The sequence below is a fragment of the Endozoicomonas sp. G2_2 genome (assembly GCF_017744135.1).
Classification (GTDB): domain Bacteria; phylum Pseudomonadota; class Gammaproteobacteria; order Nevskiales; family Salinisphaeraceae; genus Salinisphaera.
In genome coordinates this window covers 61,905-73,499 of record NZ_JAGHQU010000013.1, presented here as the reverse complement: position 1 = coordinate 73,499, position 11,595 = coordinate 61,905, and the positions used below count along the sequence as shown (strand labels likewise).

The 11,595-nt window shown below is 60.8% G+C and carries 12 protein-coding genes and 1 tRNA gene; 6 read left to right on the top strand and 7 right to left on the bottom strand.

Features of this window, described 5'->3' with window-relative positions; genetic code table 11:
* Nucleotides 1-333 precede the first annotated feature (333 nt).
* The 3 genes from J7355_RS14460 to J7355_RS14450 are packed head-to-tail and all read left to right on the top strand — an operon-like array spanning nucleotide 334 to nucleotide 2,824.
* On the top strand, nucleotides 334-1,329 hold the full coding sequence (locus tag J7355_RS14460) for a hypothetical protein (RefSeq protein WP_209063904.1): 996 nt from the start codon (nucleotides 334-336) through the stop codon (nucleotides 1,327-1,329).
* A complete protein-coding gene (locus J7355_RS14455) occupies nucleotides 1,292-1,774 on the top strand; it encodes a hypothetical protein (RefSeq protein ID WP_209063896.1) in 483 nt (160 codons plus the stop codon). Before J7355_RS14460 ends, J7355_RS14455 begins: the two co-directional genes overlap by 38 nt.
* Nucleotides 1,775-1,810: 36 nt before the next feature.
* The gene (locus J7355_RS14450; RefSeq protein WP_209063894.1) at nucleotides 1,811-2,824 is read left to right on the top strand and encodes a hypothetical protein; all 1,014 of its coding nucleotides are present in this window, start codon (nucleotides 1,811-1,813) and stop codon (nucleotides 2,822-2,824) included.
* Nucleotides 2,825-3,389: 565 nt separating this feature from the next.
* Here the strand turns inward: J7355_RS14450 and J7355_RS14445 are convergent.
* Both J7355_RS14445 and J7355_RS14440 read right to left on the bottom strand, forming a co-directional pair.
* Complete coding sequence (locus J7355_RS14445; RefSeq protein WP_209063893.1) at nucleotides 3,390-3,929, bottom strand: hypothetical protein; 540 nt, start codon at nucleotides 3,927-3,929, stop codon at nucleotides 3,390-3,392.
* A gap of 178 nt (nucleotides 3,930-4,107) precedes the next feature.
* Nucleotides 4,108-4,551 (bottom strand): hypothetical protein, encoded by a 444-nt coding sequence (locus tag J7355_RS14440; RefSeq protein WP_209063891.1) that lies wholly within the window; start codon nucleotides 4,549-4,551, stop codon nucleotides 4,108-4,110.
* Nucleotides 4,552-4,938: 387 nt separating this feature from the next.
* Here J7355_RS14440 and J7355_RS14435 point away from each other — a divergent pair.
* Nucleotides 4,939-5,146, top strand: a tRNA-Arg gene (locus tag J7355_RS14435).
* Nucleotides 5,147-5,464: 318 nt separating this feature from the next.
* Here the strand turns inward: J7355_RS14435 and J7355_RS14430 are convergent.
* Nucleotides 5,465-6,040, bottom strand: a complete 576-nt coding sequence (locus J7355_RS14430) for a DUF924 family protein (protein WP_293621111.1) — start codon at nucleotides 6,038-6,040, stop codon at nucleotides 5,465-5,467.
* A gap of 49 nt (nucleotides 6,041-6,089) precedes the next feature.
* A complete protein-coding gene (locus J7355_RS14425; RefSeq protein ID WP_209063889.1) occupies nucleotides 6,090-6,998 on the bottom strand; it encodes a GNAT family N-acetyltransferase in 909 nt (302 codons plus the stop codon).
* On the opposite strand from J7355_RS14425, the gene J7355_RS17910 reads away from it, so the two are divergent.
* Both J7355_RS17910 and J7355_RS14420 read left to right on the top strand, forming a co-directional pair.
* Nucleotides 6,997-7,122, top strand: coding sequence for a hypothetical protein (locus J7355_RS17910; RefSeq protein ID WP_280637626.1), 126 nt, complete (start codon nucleotides 6,997-6,999; stop codon nucleotides 7,120-7,122). The genes J7355_RS14425 and J7355_RS17910 overlap by 2 nt on opposite strands.
* A 62-nt stretch (nucleotides 7,123-7,184) precedes the next feature.
* Nucleotides 7,185-8,192 carry a hypothetical protein gene (locus J7355_RS14420; protein WP_209063888.1) on the top strand — a complete coding sequence of 336 codons (1,008 nt, stop codon included), beginning with the start codon at nucleotides 7,185-7,187 and terminating at the stop codon, nucleotides 8,190-8,192.
* Between the two features lie 278 nt (nucleotides 8,193-8,470).
* Here the strand turns inward: J7355_RS14420 and J7355_RS14415 are convergent, their stop codons facing one another.
* The 3 genes from J7355_RS14415 to J7355_RS14405 form a co-directional block, all read right to left on the bottom strand.
* Nucleotides 8,471-8,920 carry a hypothetical protein gene (locus J7355_RS14415; RefSeq protein WP_209063886.1) on the bottom strand — a complete coding sequence of 150 codons (450 nt, stop codon included), beginning with the start codon at nucleotides 8,918-8,920 and terminating at the stop codon, nucleotides 8,471-8,473.
* Nucleotides 8,921-9,125: 205 nt separating this feature from the next.
* Nucleotides 9,126-9,581 carry a hypothetical protein gene (locus tag J7355_RS14410; protein WP_209063884.1) on the bottom strand — a complete coding sequence of 152 codons (456 nt, stop codon included), beginning with the start codon at nucleotides 9,579-9,581 and terminating at the stop codon, nucleotides 9,126-9,128.
* Between the two features lie 465 nt (nucleotides 9,582-10,046).
* Entirely contained in the window at nucleotides 10,047-11,558 is a 1,512-nt protein-coding gene (locus J7355_RS14405; protein ID WP_209063882.1) for an AMP-binding protein, read from the bottom strand.
* Nucleotides 11,559-11,595 lie beyond the last annotated feature (37 nt).

Sequence of the window (11,595 nt, the reverse complement as noted above, 5' to 3'; positions counted from 1 at the left end):
TCGGGAAATCGAAACAGTGATTCAGAATCGTGTTGCCACCCCAATAAAAATACTATAAACAGTGAGTCGTGGCTTACACATGACAAGTCACGGCAGGGGGAGTACCGGTCGTTCGTCGTGTTTCCAGCTGTATTCGCATGTTTTTGCAGACGCTTCGCCAACGCGAGGCGCTAGACGCACAAACACACGCAATACGGTTGCTGGGCGAACCAGGGCGCCTGACGTACTCGATAAAAAGACCAAGAGTTTTCGTCACACCGCAGGGGAGAATCAATCATGATCCGCGAAAACAATCGATCCGTTAGTCAGACCATTGCGGCGCGGCGACTGCCGTTGAGCCGTACGATTGCATTCAGCGTGCTTGCCGCGCTGGGTTGTGCCAGCACCACGGCCAGCGCGCTCGAAACCGATTTCGGCGTCGAGTACAAGGCCACCGGCTTTTATGTCGGCTCCGATTCGTTCGATACGGACGCGCCGGTAGCGCAGGTAAGTGGCGACCGGCTCGATGACGAAATCGATCCGTCGGACTACGACAGTGGCTTTGCCCATCTGTTGCGCTTGAAGGCCGACTTCAAGCACGAGGCCACCGGCATCGCGCTCAAGACCAGCATCGAATTGGCGGGTGATCGTTTCACCGGCCAGGACCGCGGTTATACGCCGACCGGGCAGCGCTCTTTCAACCGCAACAGCCGGGGCGACAACGTTCGCCTGGACCTGGCGTTCTTCGAGATTCCGTTTACATACGGCCTGGCGCGTGTCGGCCGGCAGGAATCCAACTGGAACAACTGTTTCCTGACCTGTCAGGATCGTCGTGATCGTCTGTTGCTTTTGACGCGTATTGGCAGCGTCACGCCGTTCTTTGCCTATGACCGCACCGCGGACGGCGCTGGCTTTCAGAGTGAAGCCGACGGCGACGAAATCTTCACCGGCTTCGTGGCGCCGATCGGCGGCTGGGAACTGGGCTTCCTGTATGTCCACTTCTTCAACAACTTCAGCGGTAATATCGCCGATACTGATCCAGCGCTCGCACCAATCGGCAGTGGTGTTGCGGGCACGCCCACTGACGTAAATGGTGATGGTGTCCCCGATGTCATCGTCGAAGCAGGCTCGACCGGCGCGCGTAATGTTCAGGCCCAGTCCGGTCTGGATATCTTTTCGCCTTATATCCAGGGTTCGGTCGGGCCGATCAACGTGTCCACCGGCGTGAACTACTTCTTCGATAATGAAGTCGAGAACAATACGACCCCGGAAGACGGCGATATCTTCACTGATAATCGGTGCCGACGTCGGCATGTTCGAGTTGAACGCGCAGTATGTCGGCGCGCATGATGGCGGCTTCATCGATGCCGGCTTCGATACCTACTCGAGCCTGATCAACAACAACCCCGACTCGTACCAGAACCCGACCAGCGTCTACTCCATGGGCGGCTTCAACGGTCGTGAAGGCTACGACCAGGACCTGTATATCGGTAGCGTCAAGATCAACGTCACCGACAAGGCGTACGTACGTGGCGCATTGGGCTTTCTGGATATCACGGTGCCGGCAGCGCCGGGTTCCAGCGACAGCGACAGCGATACCAGCGCGGTCTATGATCTGGAAGCCGGTTATCAGTTCAACGAAGCGCTGCGCACCTGGGCCACGCTGGGCATGATCAAGGAAAACGATGTCGGCGCCTTGTCCGGCAACGGCCTGATCGCGCCGATTCCGAACAACGGCAGCTTTGCTCAGGATAGAGTGGTCGCCGGTAGCGTGAACCTGGGCATCGAGTTCTAGTCCAGGCTCTGGCCCAACGTTGATGTTTAGTGACCTGTGATTCTCGGAGAGATTGTGTCTAGTAAAGGAATTTCAAAATGGCTGATTGCGGGCCTGCCCGCGCTGATGCTGGCTGGGTGTGCTACGACTGGCGACGACGCCAAGATGGATGAAAGCCACTTTACGATGGCGGATTCCGACAGTGCGCTCGGCTATGAGAAATCCGACTGGGACAAGCCTTTCTGGGAGAAGTGGATGGACGAAGCCCGGGCCGAGGCCCGGGCTTCTGCCACCCCTCAGCCGGCCGCAGCGCCGTCTGCCGCGGTTGCTGGCTCGCAGGTGGCGCAGCCACTACCGACCGCTGCGGGAATGCGTCCCAAGGTGGGGATTTATATTGCTAAAGGCGAGCGCGATTCGCTGGCGGCCTATCGGCTCATGAACGCACTGGATCAGCAGGCCGCACGACATGGCCTGACCCTGATCAAACCCGATGAACTCGACGAAGCCGTAGGCGACAGTAACGCCTGTCAGGCCGACTCACCCGAACAATGTCCGAAGCTGTTGTCCATATATCCAGGCATACGTGCCCTGCTGGTGGTCGATCCCGCGTCGAAGCGCGATGATCAATACGCCGTGGAAACGCGCACGCTGGATACCGACTTCAGTATCGACTACGACACCGTCTCCACGCGCCTGTCGCTGGGCGGTGGCGATGCCAATACGTCCGATGCCGCCGTCTGGGCCGATCGGATGCTGGGCAAGACCGCAGATCGAATCGCGATTGCCCCCTGGTTCACGCACAGCTTCGCGCTCAACGGCGAGGATCTGTATCTCAGCGCCGGTCGCGGCGCCGGGCTTGCCTTGGATGACATTCTGATCGTGCACGGCGAAGGGGCGGTCGTCCGCTCGCCCGGCGGCCAGATCGTGGCCTGGGAGCCGGGTCCGGAAGTGGGGCGAATCCAGATCAAGCAGCTGATCGGACAGAATATTGCGGTCGCCAATTCGGTGTCCGGGCGCATGCCGAAGCCAAGCGATCGTTTGACCGTCACGAAAACGAGCGCGGATTCCTGAGAGCAGCGATCGTAAGACCGCTCTTGATTATCGGCGGCACCTGGTTGGCCATGCGCGGGAAGGCATTCTCTCCGCGAATGCACGCGAATAGAACCCAAATAAAAACCACAAGCAATAGTGGCTTGGTTACGGTCTATTCATGCCAATCGAGTCTGCGATGAGGGCTCATGAAAGACGCTTTTCTGGATAATGCACTTTCAGCGCGCACGTGTTCGGGCGGCGCGAGTTGCTTCGGTGCCACATCGCACGTTACTTGCGCTCATTTGCGTTCTTTGCGGACGGGCCTCCTGCGCGGCGTGGCGTGCCGCTAATCTGCGATGAACCCATAATAAGCCGTGCGATAGCCAGTAACGCGGGCCCTGCGGTCGCATCGCGCAACGCGCTATCCAACCGGCACAGGCGATGCGCTTATGCGTCGGCTTGGTGTGCAAGCCATCGCCGACAAACCAGGCGGCCAGAGCGCAAATGCGCTACGAAAACAGCGGCCCAGCCAACACTGGGGGTTTGCAGACGCAGGGCCGAACCCTGACTGGCAGGGTTCGGCCCGGTCGGTGGATGCGTCGCTCTACTGTTCGACGGCGTCCTGCTCCATGTCGTTCATCTTCTGGCTGGGCATGTCGGCAGCGTCTTCACTGACGGGGTCGGCCGTACTGTCGGTGTAGGAGCCGCGATTCTCCTCGAACTGCTCGACATCGTTCGCAATAGCCTTGGACTTGTCGCTCTGGTCGTACGGCTTGGTGTCCGCTGCCTTGCGCGCCTTATTCCCACGACTGTCGTTTTCGTTGTAATAGTCGCTGACGTCCTGCTCGAGGTTCTGCACGCGCTCGCTGCGCTCTGCCGGCGTGACATTACCCATGTCGTCGTCGTTTGCACGGATATCGGGATCCGCGGCGCTGTTGGTATACGAGCCGCGATTGCGCTCGAACTGGTTTAAGTCGTCGGACAGCGACGGGCTCGGGCCTTGGCTCTGAGTCTGGCTCTGCGGCGCGGTGTTTTGCTCGTCCGCCATTTGTTCGTCGGCGGCGATAGCGCTAGTACCGACGGCCGTGGCGGCCAGTAGGGTGCTGAGCATGATCGCGCTTGTGGTCTTGCCTGATGATTGCATCGTGTTCTCCCAATTGCCGATGATTACGCTTTGCGAGGCGCCATATTCTTATATGCGTGCGACGCGGTCCCGCCGCCGGATCGACTACGACCCTCGATATCAAGTATAGACGTGTTTGACGCAAAAAAGCCGGAAAACCCGCGGGTTTTCCGGCTTTTTGACAAGCACTGTAGCGTTATCAGAAATTAACCGCGCTCAGGCTTCCACCGCTTTCCTCGAAGCGTGCAAGGTTCTCCGAGAGCTGGCGAGCGGTCTCTTGCCGCGCGACCGGAATATCCGATGCGGGTTTGTTCTGAAACGAATTCTCACCGTAGTACGCATCGAGATCGCTTCGTAGATTGACGATCCGCGCCGGCACTGCGTGCTCCTGAGCAGAAACGCCGTCACGCGGCGCGCCGATTGCGTTGTCCCGGCTGCGCTGCTCGTAGGCCGTCAGATCATTCGAGATCGCGTTAGCGATCGGGTGTGCCTGCTGAGTGGCGGCCTGTGATGGCGCACTGGTGCTGTTGTCGGCCCGATACTCGTCGATGGCGTGCGACTGCGCCAGGCCAACCGACGAGAAACCGATCAGTCCGGTGACGAGGGCTGTGCCGATAAATCTCTTGGTCGTGAAGCGGTTCATGGTTTTCTCCTGCATACGGCGATGTTGTGCACCGCTCGAAAATAAAACGGGTAAAAGCTATTACGTAGATAATACGTAAGGGCTGATTAGTGTATGTTCAATAGATGCGGTGCAACATAAATAGAAAAGCAGGTAACGCGTTATTTATTCGGGATAAAAAGTTTCCAATCGACGGTGGGTTTGTTTAGGCGCGTGTCTTGCGCGGCTTTTGATGGTGGCATCGGGGCCGACTGTCTGAGCGCGCATGGCTCACCGGATACGGCGACACGTCATTGTCTCGATATCGGGGATGATGTGGTCGAGCCCGCATCTGCCGATTGGGCCCTACGCCGGCAAGCAGGCGAAATGGGTCGAGATACCCAGGTGACTATGTTAGACTAAGCCAGCGCCCCGGTAGCTCAGCAGGATAGAGCAGCCGCCTCCTAAGCGGCCGCAGCGCCGCTGTCTGGGGTGGTTTTTGACCAAGCGTCGAACCTGCGACATATAAAGAAGGGGGTTCGACGGATTCGCGAGAGCGAATCCGAACCGTGGAGCGTAGCGACACGGGCCCGAAGGGTGAGCGGCGAAGCCGCGAATACTCCTTCTCGGGGCACCATAATGAACAGCGGCCGCAGCGCCGCTATTTAATATGGTCCTTCGAATAAGCGTCGAACCTGCGACAGACGGACAAGCGGGTTCGACGGATTTGCGGTAGCGAACCCGAACCGTGGAGCGTAGCGACACGGGCTCGAAGACCGACTGGCGCAGCCGCCGGGCATGCCAGCCTGGTAATCCAACCGCCGCTGAACCTTGTGCCGGCTTGGCCTATCGCTTGGGGCCAGCGCAGGCGCAGCTTCGAGCGCAGAGGATTATCTGCCACGCTCTGCTCTGAGCCCTTGGCGCATAGAGCCCGCTGCTTTGCAGCTCGGATTGCTTAGAACGACGATCCGGGTTCTTTGAGAAACGCGGCTTCGTCTGCCGTGTTCTGGCGTCCCAATAACGCGTTGCGGTGCGGATAGCGTCCGAAGCGTTCGATGATTGCGCGGTGTTTTTGCTCGGCTGTGATATAGCTTGTCAGCCCGAGTCCGTCGTAGAGTTCTTGCGCCGTTTCGTGATCGTCCAGCGCTTCGCTGTGCATGAACGGCATATACAAGAACGCGCACTGCTGACGTGTGAGCTGCTGATCGGCGCGGCTTGCTATAGCGTCCCGCGCGAGCGTGAGTGCGATGCCGTCATTTTCGAAGGCTCGTGCACTGTCGCGATGAATATTGCGAGAGAATTGATCCAATACGATTATTTCCGCGAGCCGGCCCGTCGGCGTAGCCCGCCAATCTGCTGTTTTGCCGGCCCGCGCCGCGCGCAGGGTCGCGCCGAAACGCGCCGAAATGAGCTGATCCAGCGTCTGCGATTTTCGATACCAGTCGCGCGCGGACAAGGTCTCGAACCAGAAGTCCACCACCGTTGCAGGCGGTACCGGGTCTGTGTGCTTCGGTTGATCGTGCTCAGCCACGGGCCGGAATCATGCGGGTGCTGTTGATCTGGGGCATCGCATGATCGCTTCAACGAGTCTCGCGCGCGTAATTCGCTGCGGCGATCTCGACGCGGACGCTGCTGGCATCCTCGGTGTTGCGCTTGATATCGAAGCCGAGGCTGCGCGCGAGGCCCAGCATCGGCTGGTTCTGGGCCAGCACGTCGCCGAAGACAATATCGATATCGCGCGCGCTGGCTTGACGCAGCAGGCAGTCGAGCAGATGTCGGCCCAGGCCAACGCCGACATCGTCGTGGTGCACGAGGATGGCGAACTCCGCTTCCGTGCCGTCGGGGTCGCTGATCAGTGTGCCCATGCCGGCAAGGCTGTTGGGGGTGTCGTAGCGGCTGACCACGAGCGACACCTCACGGTCGTAGTCGACCTGGGTGACGCGTGCGGCCATGTCGTGGGAGAAATGCCGGATGAAGTTGAAGAAACGCAGCCGGATCTCGTCCGGGCTGAGGCTTTCCAGCAAATCGAGCACCGCGGGCTCGTCCGAAGGCCGTATGGCACGCACGATATAACGGGTGTCGTTACGCAGCGAAACGATATGGCGCATGCGCGCCGGATAGGGCGACATGGCCAGTCGGTCGCGTGCGGGCAAGGGATCGCTGGTGATCTCGATCAGGCTGTCCGACGGTGCCTGCAAGCGGCCGCGGGGGCCGGCGGCGACCCGTACGTCCAGTCCAGACAGCGGCGGCAGATCGACGACCATTTTCCCAAGCCGAACGAGCGCCTGTGCCAGGGCCTCGAAAGCGGCTCGCGTGCCACGCAGGCGGCCCGCGCTCGCGCCCTCGAGCATACGCCGCGCCAACAGGGCATCGAGCGGTGCGAAGCCATAAGCCGGCGCAATGCCCAGCGCTTCGTCACGCACGCTCATGACCATGCCGAGTTCGTCGTGCCGGTAGACGCGAACACGGACCTGGGCCACGCTCGGCATGCTCAAGGAAAACGATGTCGGCACGCTTAGCGGCAACAGCCTGGTCGGCATCTTGCCGAATGGCGGCAGCTTCGCGGATGACCGTGTGATCGCGGGCAGCGTGAATCTTGGCGTCGAATTCTAAGAGTCAGTAACCTTGAGGGGCTCTCGTTCGCGAGGGCCCCTGTTTTTTTTGGAGTACTTGTTTTGTCGGATCTTCTAGCAAAGCGGCTTTGTTCGGTGGCGCTGTCGGTACTCGCCGTTTCCTTTGTGGGCGGCTGTGCCACCAACGGTTCGCCCGCGGGTGATGAGGGACAGATGCCTCTGGCCGATTCCGAGGCTGCTTTCGGCTATGAGCAGACAGAATGGAGCAAGCCTTTCTGGGAGCGTTGGATGGACGATGCACGCGCTCAAGGGCGTGCATCTGTTACAGGTGGGACCGCACCAGCTGCCGCAAGCGCCCAGGCGGGCTCAGCGGCTGGATCGGCTGCCATGCCGGTCGCCATGCGTCCGGACCTGGATGGCCTGCGCCCGAAACTGGGCGTCTATATCGCGGCGGACCAGCGAGACTCGCTGTCTGCCTACCGCTTGATGAATACGCTTGATCGCTATGCTGCAGCGAATGGACTTACGCTGGTCAAGCCGAACGAGCTCGATGAAGCCGTCGGCGGCTCGGATGCCTGCGGCGCAGCGACGCCGATGGGCTGCCCCGAACTGCTCGGCATTTTCCCGGGCATTCGAGCGTTGCTCGTATTGGACGTCAATGCCACGGGCGGCGGTGTTGCGCAAGTGCGCGCCCGAATGCTGGATACCGATTTCGGGATCGAGTACGACGCCGTCAGCACCGAACTTGCGCTGCGCGCCAAGACGTTGGGCGATGGGTCCGACGTTACGGTGTGGAGTGATCATGTCCTGGGTACTGCCGCGGATCGAATTTCGATAGCGCCGTGGTTTGCACACAGCTTCGCCCTGAATGGCGAGGATATGTATATCAATGCCGGGCGCAGTTCCGGTCTCGAAGCCGACAGCACGCTGGCCGTGCACGGCGAAGGCTCGGTGGTTCGCTCACCGGCCGGGCGCATCATTGCGTGGGAGCCGGGCCCTGAAGAGGGTCGGATCCGCATCAAGCAGTTTGTGGGTCAGAACGTGGCGGTCGCCGAACAGGTTTCGGGCCGTATGCCGACGCCAAAGGATCGCCTCACGCTGGTGAAGTAATTCGCGGGATCAGATGGGCCACCGATTCGAGGTGGCTTCCATCCGGATTGCGCGAGGATTTGAGCGCATCGATCAGCTCCAGTCCGTTACAGATGCATTTCTGCAGACTTCGCCTGTTGAGGGGCACGCCAGGAGTTCGGCGGTGCCGGGTGTCGTCGGTGGCCGGGCGGCGGCAAATCCCGTGTAGACACTTGTGAATAAAAAAAGCCGGGAAGCGTTATCGCTATTCCCGGCTTTGATTCCTGGCCCCTTGCGCGACCAGGCGAACAAGATACGAACTACTCCGCGTTCTTGTTGTGCTCCTTGATACGCTCCGACAGTTCCTTGCTTTCAGCGCTTGCGCCGTGCGCCGCATGGCCCGAAGCCTGCGTGTTGTCATCGAGATCCGCGCTCGCCGCGCTATCGGCATTCAGCGAACCGCCGCTCTGATTGAACTGCTTCACGTCGCTGGACAGTTCGCCGTCGCGCTCAGCACCCATTGCGGCTTCGCCTTCCATGCGGGCCGAACCGTTAAGGTCGCCCGTGGTCGTGCCGGCGCGAGCCGCACTTTCTTCCTTGAGTGAGGCGCGGTTTTCGTTGAACGTATTTACGTCCGACGAGATCGCCTCGGCCTTGGTCTGTTCGTCTTCCATGTGATGGCCAGCCAGAGCGCTGCCGAATACCCCGAGGGTGCCGGCGCAAACCAGACCGTAAGCCAATAACTGCCTCTTGTATCCCGATTTCTGCATTTTTTTCTCCTGAGAGGCCGGCATTGCAGCGCGCGGCGGCAGCGGCCTCGTTTATTGTCATGCCCGGTCTGCTGCACGCCATTGTTGCGTTCAGCCGCCGGTAAGTCGGCCCCACACCGACCTGTTTCGAGTATAACTCGATTGCGCACAAAAAAGCCGGAAGCCAATGGCCTCCGGCTTTTTCGCTAATGCGAGTTTCTAATGCTTAGAAACGCACGCTGTTCAGGCTGCCACCGCTCTGGTTATAGCGGCTCAGCTCAGCAGCCAGTTCCTGCGCCTGCGGGTCGGCCGAATGATTGTCGGCGTTGGCAGGCATGTGCGTGGACGGCACCAGACCATCGGTGGCGCTGGCGTTGTAGGCGTCCAGATCAGCGCTCAGCTGACGGGTCTGCTGGGCAACCTGCTGCGGTGCCTCATCGGCGGGGACGTGGGTCTCCGGCAGACGGCCTTCGGTGTCCTGCTTGTTATGCGCGTTCAAGTCGGCCGCCAGGGCATCCGCCATCGGATGAGCCTGCGGGCTCGTGGTGGCCGTCGTTTCCTGATCGGCACGCGCATTCATGGCTTCAACCGCTTCGGCCTGTGCGAAGCCCAGGGTCGAGAAGCCGAGAAGGCTGGCCAGAACAGCGACGGAAGCGATACGGGTCACAGTGCGATTTTGCATGTCTGTCTCCTTAAAGGGCGCTACGCTCGATATCTGATAGCGGCGTAGACGAAAGTCGTATTGAAAATCGGTACGCAGCTAAACCTAGTGGCCGATCGCTGTATATTCAAGTAATGCACTGCAACAAATTCGGGATTTGGCGCTACGGCTCTCATTTGCAAAGAAAAAATATTGAAATTAAATTCCGCAAATCGACCAACTGCTGTATAACGCAACGATCGTGCGCGGATCGCCGCAGCAAATTGAGAGGGCTAACGCCGAGGATATGGCTGGTGGCGGCGCATGAAAGGGCCATCGCCAGGTGTGTTGTCCGCTGGTCCGAATCAGGCTTTCGTGGCCGCGGATTTTCAGGGAAGGGGCGTACGGAATTTATGAGTCGACGGCGGCCACGACCTCGATACGTAACGACCGCAACACCGGGTAAACGTAGTGAAGGAACACGGCGACCCGGCGCCGAGCGTGCGATCAGTGCTCGCGCAACGCCTGTTTGGTGATCTTGCCGACGGCGTTACGCGGCAGTGCGTCCAGCCATTCGAAGCGCGCCGGAATCTTGTACGAAGCCAGCTGTTTGCGGCAGAAGTGCTTGAGGTCGTCATCGCTTGGTTGCGCGGCGCTCGGACGGAGCACGAGCCATGCCTTGCCGACTTCGCCCCAGCGCGCGTCCTGTACACCGGTGACGGCCAGTTCGGCGAGTGCCGGGTGGTGCTCGAGCACTTTTTCGATCTCCGCGGGATAGACGTTTTCCCCACCGGAGATGAACATGTCCTTGCGGCGATCGACGATGGTGTAGCAGCCGTCGGGATCGCAGCGGGCGATATCGCCGCTGCGCAGCCAGCCGCCGTCGACGAATGCATCGGCGGTGGCGTGCGGCTGCTGCCAGTAGCCCGGGGTCACCCCCGGTCCGCGAATGAGCAACTCGCCGCATTCGCCGGGGGCAACGTCCTGGAGATTCGGGTCGAAGATACGCACCTCGGCCAAAAGCTGGGGATGCCCCACGGAGCCGATCTTGTCGAGCGCGAGGGCTTCATCGAGAAGGAAAACGGTAGGCCCGGTTTCCGTCATCCCCATGCCGGTGCGTACCCGTATGCCGTGATCGGCGAAGCGCTGCGTAACGGGTGCTGCCAGGGCTGCGCCACCGCAACCCCAGGAGCGTACGCCGTCGAGGCGGGCGCCTTCGAAAGCCGGCTGCGCAAGCAAGGCCTCGTAAACCGCAGGCACACCGAAGAATACCGTGGCGCGGCGTTCGAGCACGTCCAACGCCGCCCGCGGGTCGAATTGCCGGGCGATGAGAACCGTGCCGCCGGTGATCAGCAGCGGTGTGGTGTAGAGATTGATGCCGGCGGTATGAAACAGCGGCAACACGTTGAGCAGAACATCCTCGCCGGTCAGCCCGACCGCCGGTGCGATATTCAGATGGTTCGCGAGCATCATCCGAAACGTCTGGATAACGCCCTTGGGCCGGCCCGTCGTGCCCGCGGTGTAGAGCAGGTACCAGGGGGTGTCCGGGTCGCGCGGGGCGACCTGGCGCGTGTCCGGCTGTGCCGCTGCGAGATCGTGGGCATAGCGGCGCGCGTTGCGGTCGTCGCCGTCGATCGCGATGCGAAGCACCGACCGCTCGGCCGCGAGTGCGGTTGCCGTTTGTCGAAATTCGTCGCCATGAATGAGCGCGGCCGGCGTGCAGTCGTCGAGCAGGCTGCTCAGCTCGGGTTGGGCGAGGCGCCAGTTGAGCGGCACCAGAATCAGCCCCGCCTTGGCGCAGCCGAACAGCATGGCAAAGAATTCGGCCCGGTTATGCCCGAGGTAGGCGACCCGCTCGCCCGGCACGAGCGACCACTGTTCGATTGCGGCGGCGGCGAACCGCGATGCCTGTTCGTTCAGGCGCGCATAGGTATAGCGTTCGCCGCTGGCGAGATCCTCGAGTGCGAGCCGGTCTGGCGTGGCACGGGCGCGGTGGCCGAGAAGGTCGAACATGTCCATCGAATCCTCCTTGTGCGGCGCCTGCGTTTGCGTGATC

Coding starts and splice junctions, on each gene's coding strand:
- J7355_RS14455 (WP_209063896.1), top strand. CDS start 1,292: ATGTTCGAGTTGAACGCGCAGTATGTCGGCGCGCATGATGGCGGCTTC.
- J7355_RS14445 (WP_209063893.1), bottom strand. CDS start 3,929: ATGCAATCATCAGGCAAGACCACAAGCGCGATCATGCTCAGCACCCTA.
- J7355_RS14440 (WP_209063891.1), bottom strand. CDS start 4,551: ATGAACCGCTTCACGACCAAGAGATTTATCGGCACAGCCCTCGTCACC.
- J7355_RS17910 (WP_280637626.1), top strand. CDS start 6,997: ATGCTCAAGGAAAACGATGTCGGCACGCTTAGCGGCAACAGCCTGGTC.
- J7355_RS14425 (WP_209063889.1), bottom strand. CDS start 6,998: ATGCCGAGCGTGGCCCAGGTCCGTGTTCGCGTCTACCGGCACGACGAA.
- J7355_RS14415 (WP_209063886.1), bottom strand. CDS start 8,920: ATGCAGAAATCGGGATACAAGAGGCAGTTATTGGCTTACGGTCTGGTT.
- J7355_RS14410 (WP_209063884.1), bottom strand. CDS start 9,581: ATGCAAAATCGCACTGTGACCCGTATCGCTTCCGTCGCTGTTCTGGCC.
- J7355_RS14405 (WP_209063882.1), bottom strand. CDS start 11,558: ATGGACATGTTCGACCTTCTCGGCCACCGCGCCCGTGCCACGCCAGAC.